Here is a 5,940-nt window from a genome sequence, read left to right as displayed (position 1 = left end):
CCTGGCTGCAGCCTTGCTTGCAGCCCCTGCCGCTCCGGCGGCTGCGGCGTCTGCCCAAGCGGTGACCGCGCAGGCTCAGCCGATCGTTATTATGCTCGACGGCAAGAAGCTTGCCGTGCGGATGAGTCCGGTGATCCTGAAGGGATCGATCCTGGTTCCGATGAAGGATATTTTCAAGGCGCTCGGAAGCGAGCTGAGCTGGGATCCCAAGACGAGGACGCTGCTTGCGAGCAGCGGAGGCTACTTCAGCATGTCCCTCAAGGTTGGAGCTTCCCATGCCGTCGTGAACGGCAAATCCGTGAAGCTGGATAGCCCGGCCGTAATTCTGAACGGGACTACATTCGTCCCGATCCGCTTCGTCAGCGAGACGATGGGAGCCGAGGTGAAGTGGGATGCCAAATCCCGCATCGTCCGCATCTCTTCGGAGGAAGCCCAGCTTGAGGCCGCTGTCGCAAAAGCCGAGAAGGAACGCGCGTCGCGGCGTCTCACGACGGCGCAGATTGTCGCCAAGAACGACGACAGCGTCGTTCTGATCCAGACCGATTACGGACAAGGAAGCGGCGTTGTCGCCGGTCCGCGCCTCATCCTGACGAATCTGCACGTCATGAAGGACGCCAAGTCCGGCAAGATCATGACGAACGACGGCCGCTCGATCGACATCCAGGGAGTCGCCGCCACGGATGAGAAGAACGATCTTGCGCTCGTATTGACCAAGCAGGATATGGATCTGGTTCCGATTGTATTCGGAAGCTTCGACGACGTGCAGAAGGGCGATACCGTCGTAGCGATCGGCAGCCCTCTCGGACTGCAGAACACCGTGTCGGAAGGCTTGATCAGCAACATCGGCTATGACGATGGAAGCTTCTATTACCAAGTGAGCACGCCGATCGACCATGGCAGCTCGGGCGGAGGCTTGTTCAACCAGTACGGGGAGCTCATCGGCCTGACGACCTCCGGCTATGACGACACGACGGCAGACCTCAACTTTGCGACTTCTTCAGAGGACGCCGAGAATCTGCTGCGTACCGCGAAGTTTGATGCGGCCAAAGTCGGCTTCCTCAAGCCGACGCTGCCGGACAGTCTGGAAGGGGCTTCGCTGGACGAAATCGCGGCATTGATGAAGAAGGAATTCGGCAGCATTCAGGGCAGCGACGGCAACCTGGCGCTGACCGGCTGGAAGGCGGAGAGGGATGCGGCAGGCTGGCTGGTCATCCAGGCGGACGTCAATCCGGATTTCTATGATTATTACGGCTCCAAGATGCAGAAGGATCTCCGCATGTGGGGAGCGAACACATCCTACGAGCTGCACGGCATGCTGCCTAAGGAGAAGATCCAGCTTGTTCTGATGTACGGCAAGCAAGTGGATTTCGAGCCGCGCGGTTATGCGGCCGGCGAAGCGACGGCTTCGGCAGACGGCAAGTGGAACATCCGTTATGCGGTTCTGGATGTCCAGTTCAAGGAAGATATGCTCATCAAGCTTCGCGGCTGATCCATCGGACTCATACCGCCTCCGGACCCCAGGTCCGGAGGTTTTTTATAGGAGGAATCGCGGCTTGAAGGTGAACGCCGGCGCTTCCGGGGAACATTCCATCTGCTCGGCTGATTCGGCTGGATCCTATGTTCAGCGTCTATAGCTCGTTGACTTTGACTCGGGAGAGACGGCTTCCAGGGAGCCCTCTCTTCTTTTTCGCTCCGAAGTTGGGTAGAATGGGAGAATGACGATTGCAAAGAGGGATTCCATGAAAGTAGTATTAACGACACTCAACGCCAAATTCATCCACACCTCGCTCGCGCTCCGCTGCCTGAAGGCCTATGCGGAGAAGGACTTCCCGATCGAGATTGCCGAATATACGATCAAGGATCCGGTGATGAACATCGTATCCGATCTGTACAGCAAAAATCCGGATGTCATCGGCTTCTCCGTCTACATCTGGAACATCGAGGAGACGATCAAGGTCATCCGGATTCTGCGCAAGATCGCTCCGGACGTGCGGATCGTGATGGGCGGACCTGAAGTCAGCTACGATACGGCCGAATGGATGGAGAAGCTGCCTGAGGTCGATTTCATCATTTTCGGTGAAGGGGAGGAGACGTTCCACCATCTCCTGCAGGAAATCGACGGCGAGGGCAAATACCATCTTGTCTTCGGACTTGCTTATCGCAAGCTGCGGGAGAACGGGCCGGAGGTGCGGGTCAACATCGGCCGTCCCAAGCTGAATCTGGCCGAGCTGCCGAGTCCGCACCGGTTCCCGGAAGACCGCGAATCGCTTGCGAATCGGGTCGTCTACTTCGAGACGAGCCGCGGCTGCCCGTTCAGCTGCTCGTTCTGCCTGTCCAGCATCGAGGTCGGCGTCCGGTATTTCGATATCGAGAGGACCAAGGCCGACCTGCTCTACCTCATCGAGGCGGGAGCCAAGACGATCAAGTTCGTCGACCGCACGTTCAACATCAAGCGCGACTATGCGCTGGAGATGTTCAAGTTCCTGATCGAGAATCACGGCGGCTGCGTATTCCAGTTCGAGATTACGGCCGATATCATGCGTCCCGAGGTGTTGGATTATCTCGCCGAGCATGCGCCTCCGGGCATCTTCCGCTTCGAGATCGGGGTGCAATCGACCAACGACGTGACCAACGAGGCGGTGCAGCGCCGCCAGAACTGGAACAAGCTCGTGCGCACGGTGACCAAGGTCAAGGAATCGGGCAAGATCGACCAGCATCTCGATCTCATCGCCGGTCTCCCGCATGAAGATTACGATACGTTCCGCAAGACGTTCAACGACGTCTTCGACCTGCGGCCGGAGGAGCTCCAGCTGGGCTTCCTTAAAATGCTGCGAGGCACCGGACTGCGGATCGACGCCGACAAATACGGGTATGTGTACGCGGATCAGGCGCCTTACGAAATTCTTGGCAACAACCTGATGCCGTTCTCCGACCTGATCCGGATCAAGCGGGTGGAGGACGTGCTGGAGAAGTACTGGAACGCCCATCGCATGGACCGCACGCTGCTGTACCTGATCGAGCGGGTATTCCCTTCGGCCTTCGATTTCTTCCAGCAGTACGGCGACTACTGGGAGCGCAGAGGCTGGGAGCGGATCGGCCATCAGCTGGAGGATCTGTTCTCCCGCCTGAAGGGCTTCCTGAACTCCGGAGAGGCTCCGGCCGGATTTGACCGCGACGTCGTGGAAGGTCTGATGAAGTACGACTACTTCCTGGGCCATAACCACAAGCCCCGCAAGGTATGGTGGGACTTCACGATGGACAAGCAGGAGCTGGGCGGCTGGATGCGCCTGCTCGGGGAGCATCCTGAGGATGTATCGCCGGCCTTCGCCGCTCTCGGCCTCGGAGAGAAGGAGCTCCAGAAGCATGCGGTGCTGGAGAAGCTGCCGTTCGATCTGGAGCAGTTCCTGGCGACGGGAGAGATCGACCGCAGTTCCGGCACGCTGCTGGTCGTCCTGTATGGAGTGTCCGGCAAGCGAGGCGGGTCGGCTTATTGCCTGCGCTTGAGTCAGGGAGCGGTAGCGGCCGGGTAAGCGTCTGACGGCTGATCGGCTTGGCTGGAGGACAGCAATCCCGCTGAGCGGAGAGTAATAGGAGAACCATCCGGCTTGCCGCCGTTGCGGGAGCCGGGTGGTCTTTTTTTCTTCCCGCCGGTTTTTTCCGGCAGGAAAAAAAGGAGCTGTACGGAGCAGGATGGCCTGCTCGCGTACAGCTCCTTTGATTGTATGGCGGCTTGACCCCGGGTCAGGGAACGAGGCTGCGGATGACGGTCATCTCGCCGTCCAGCTTGTAGCTGCCGAGAGTGGCCGGAAGCAGGAAGCATTCGCCGGCTTTGACAGCTTGCGATTGTCCTTCGCCCCAGGCAATGCTGCCCTGGCCTTCGGCAATGACGAGGATGACGAAGCTGTCGGCGGAGGTGGCGAGCTCCCAGGACCCCCCGAACGACCCCTTTGTCCACCAGGAAGTATGGGGATTCGGCAATCGTCAGCCAGCTGCCCGGCTGCGCGTCCTCCGTGCTCATGCGTGTCGCTCCGGCTCCCTCATAGGCAATGACGTTGAGAGAATCCTCTACATGCAGCTCGCGAAGCTGGCCGTCAAGGCCGGGGCGCTTGTAGTCATAGAGGCGATAGGTCGTATCGGAGTTCTGCTGGATTTCCGCCACGACGACGCCCGCGCACAGGGCGTGGACGGTTCCCGCCGGAATGTAGAAGGCGTCGCCCGCCTTGACCGTCACTTCCTGCAGAGCGTCCATGACGCGGTCCTCGTCGATGGCCTGCTGCAGTCCGGTACGGTCGATGCCTTCCTTGAGGCCGTAGATGATTTTGGCGCCCGGCTTGGCGTCGAGAATGTACCACATCTCGGTCTTGCCAAGCTCGCCGGCCGGGAGACGGTCGTAGCTGTCGGTAGGGTGGACCTGCACGGACAGATTGTCATTGCAGTCGAGCAGCTTGATCAGCAGCGGGAAACGGCCGTTTTTCTCGGAGAAGCCCTTGCTGCCGAACCATTCCCGTCCGTACCGCTCGCGGATCTCGTCCAGGCCGAGCCCGTCCAGCGGCCCGCCGAGCACTTTGGTCGTGCCGTTCGGGTGGTCGCCAATCATCCAGCCTTCGCCGATATGGCCTTCCGGAAGCTCCAGGCCGAATTGCTCCAGCGCCCGTCCGCCCCATACGCGTTCTTTCATTTCAGGTTTGAATTGCAATGGATAAGGGTTGACAGTCATCGTTCATCCGCTCCTGTTCTCTATCTGCTAAGTATGATTTCTCGGGGTCTATGAATGGATCGGGTTATTCGGGACGGGTTCCCGGCTGGAACAGCTCCAGCAGCTCTCCGTCGGGACCGTAGAAGAAGAAGTACCGTGCTCCGTTCGGAAGCGTCGTCAGCTCGGTGTCCCTCAGCGGAATGCCCATGCGCTTGATGCGGGCGAATTCGCCCTCCACGTCATCGACGGTGAACGCGATGTGGTGGGTTTTGCCTTCAGCCGGAAGGCTGTCGTCATACCCCTCGATGAGCTCCAGCTCCGTTTCCTCCGAGCCGGGAAATCTCAGGAACGCCAGGCGGATCTTGCCGTCGGAGTGGGGAAGAGTGTACGTATGCTCCATGCCAAGCACCTGCTTGTAGAAGTCGATCGATGCTTCGAGCGATGCGGTCATGACGCCGACATGCTCCAATTTGCGGATTGCCATCTTGTTCATCTGCCTCCTTAAGTTAGTTGCCGTTTCTCGATGCCGAGCGCATAAGGCGCCGAGCGCTTCTGCGCCATCCGGTACAGGACGGTCTGCGCGCGGCCGGACGGAAGAGCGGATGCCCAGGCCAGGACGGCATCGGCTTCCGCCTCGCCGCCGGGATGGCCGGGGTACAGCACGCAGGCGAGAACGCCTCCCGGACGAAGCAGCTCCATCGCCGCCTCCATGGCGGCAAGGGTGGAAGCGGGCTGCGTCACGATGCTGCGGTCGGAGCCCTCGCCGGGCAGGTAGCCGAGATTGAACAGAACGGCGGCGATCCGGCCGCGGTCCCTATCCGGCACCGCCATGCCCATCTCGGCATGGCTGCGCAGATGCAGGCTGACCGCCGGCAGCTTGCCGCTGTCTCCCAGCGGAGCGAGCCGCTCCTCGGTCCGGCGGATGGCATCACCCTGGACATCAAATCCGATGAGCTTGCCGCGAGGTCCGACCAGCTCCGCCAGGAAGCGGGCATCCGCTCCGCCGCCGAGCGTCGCGTCGATGACGGCGTCGCCAGGCTGCACTCTTTCCCTAACCCAGCCGTGGGCAGCGCCGATGACGGACAGGAAGCCCATCAGCTATTCGCCTCTTCGGGAAGCTGCGCGGAGAGAGCCGGCGCCGGGCAGGGCTCCGCTGCATCCGCGGCGGCTTGCATCAGCTTCGCATAACGATCCGAATTCATCTTGCGGGCCGGCTTCGTGAGCGCGGGACMCGCCGCTGCGGA

The 5,940-nt window shown here is 60.6% G+C and carries 4 protein-coding genes and 1 pseudogene; 2 read left to right on the top strand and 3 right to left on the bottom strand.

Annotated features, from left to right (window positions below; all coding sequences use genetic code 11):
• Positions 1-1,489: stalk domain-containing protein (locus BN871_RS25895; RefSeq protein ID WP_157060401.1), on the top strand; the 1,489-nt coding region annotated here is incomplete at its 5' end.
• Positions 1,490-1,739: 250 nt separating this feature from the next.
• A complete protein-coding gene (locus BN871_RS25890) occupies positions 1,740-3,530 on the top strand; it encodes a B12-binding domain-containing radical SAM protein (RefSeq protein WP_048750044.1) in 1,791 nt (596 codons plus the stop codon).
• Between the two features lie 211 nt (positions 3,531-3,741).
• On the opposite strand, the pseudogene BN871_RS25885 reads toward BN871_RS25890, so the two are convergent.
• The 3 genes and pseudogenes from BN871_RS25885 to BN871_RS25875 form a co-directional block, all read right to left on the bottom strand.
• Positions 3,742-4,717 (bottom strand): annotated as a pseudogene (locus tag BN871_RS25885) (type I phosphomannose isomerase catalytic subunit).
• A 64-nt stretch (positions 4,718-4,781) separates the two neighbouring features.
• Entirely contained in the window at positions 4,782-5,180 is a 399-nt protein-coding gene (locus tag BN871_RS25880) for a VOC family protein (protein ID WP_048750048.1), read from the bottom strand.
• Positions 5,181-5,197: 17 nt separating this feature from the next.
• The gene (locus tag BN871_RS25875) at positions 5,198-5,791 is read right to left on the bottom strand and encodes a class I SAM-dependent methyltransferase (protein ID WP_048750042.1); all 594 of its coding nucleotides are present in this window, start codon (positions 5,789-5,791) and stop codon (positions 5,198-5,200) included.
• Between the last annotated feature and the right edge of the window lie 149 nt (positions 5,792-5,940).

Origin of the sequence: Paenibacillus sp. P22 (assembly GCF_000469945.2) — a bacterium.
Classification (GTDB): domain Bacteria; phylum Bacillota; class Bacilli; order Paenibacillales; family Paenibacillaceae; genus Paenibacillus_O; species Paenibacillus_O humicus.
This window is presented reverse-complemented; position numbering and strand designations above follow the sequence as displayed.

What these genes read in the sequence shown, in the direction of transcription:
- BN871_RS25875 (WP_048750042.1), bottom strand. Translation starts at nt 5,791, where the DNA reads ATGGGCTTCCTGTCCGTCATCGGCGCTGCCCACGGCTGGGTTAGGGAA.
- BN871_RS25880 (WP_048750048.1), bottom strand. Translation starts at nt 5,180, where the DNA reads ATGGCAATCCGCAAATTGGAGCATGTCGGCGTCATGACCGCATCGCTC.
- BN871_RS25890 (WP_048750044.1), top strand. Translation starts at nt 1,740, where the DNA reads ATGAAAGTAGTATTAACGACACTCAACGCCAAATTCATCCACACCTCG.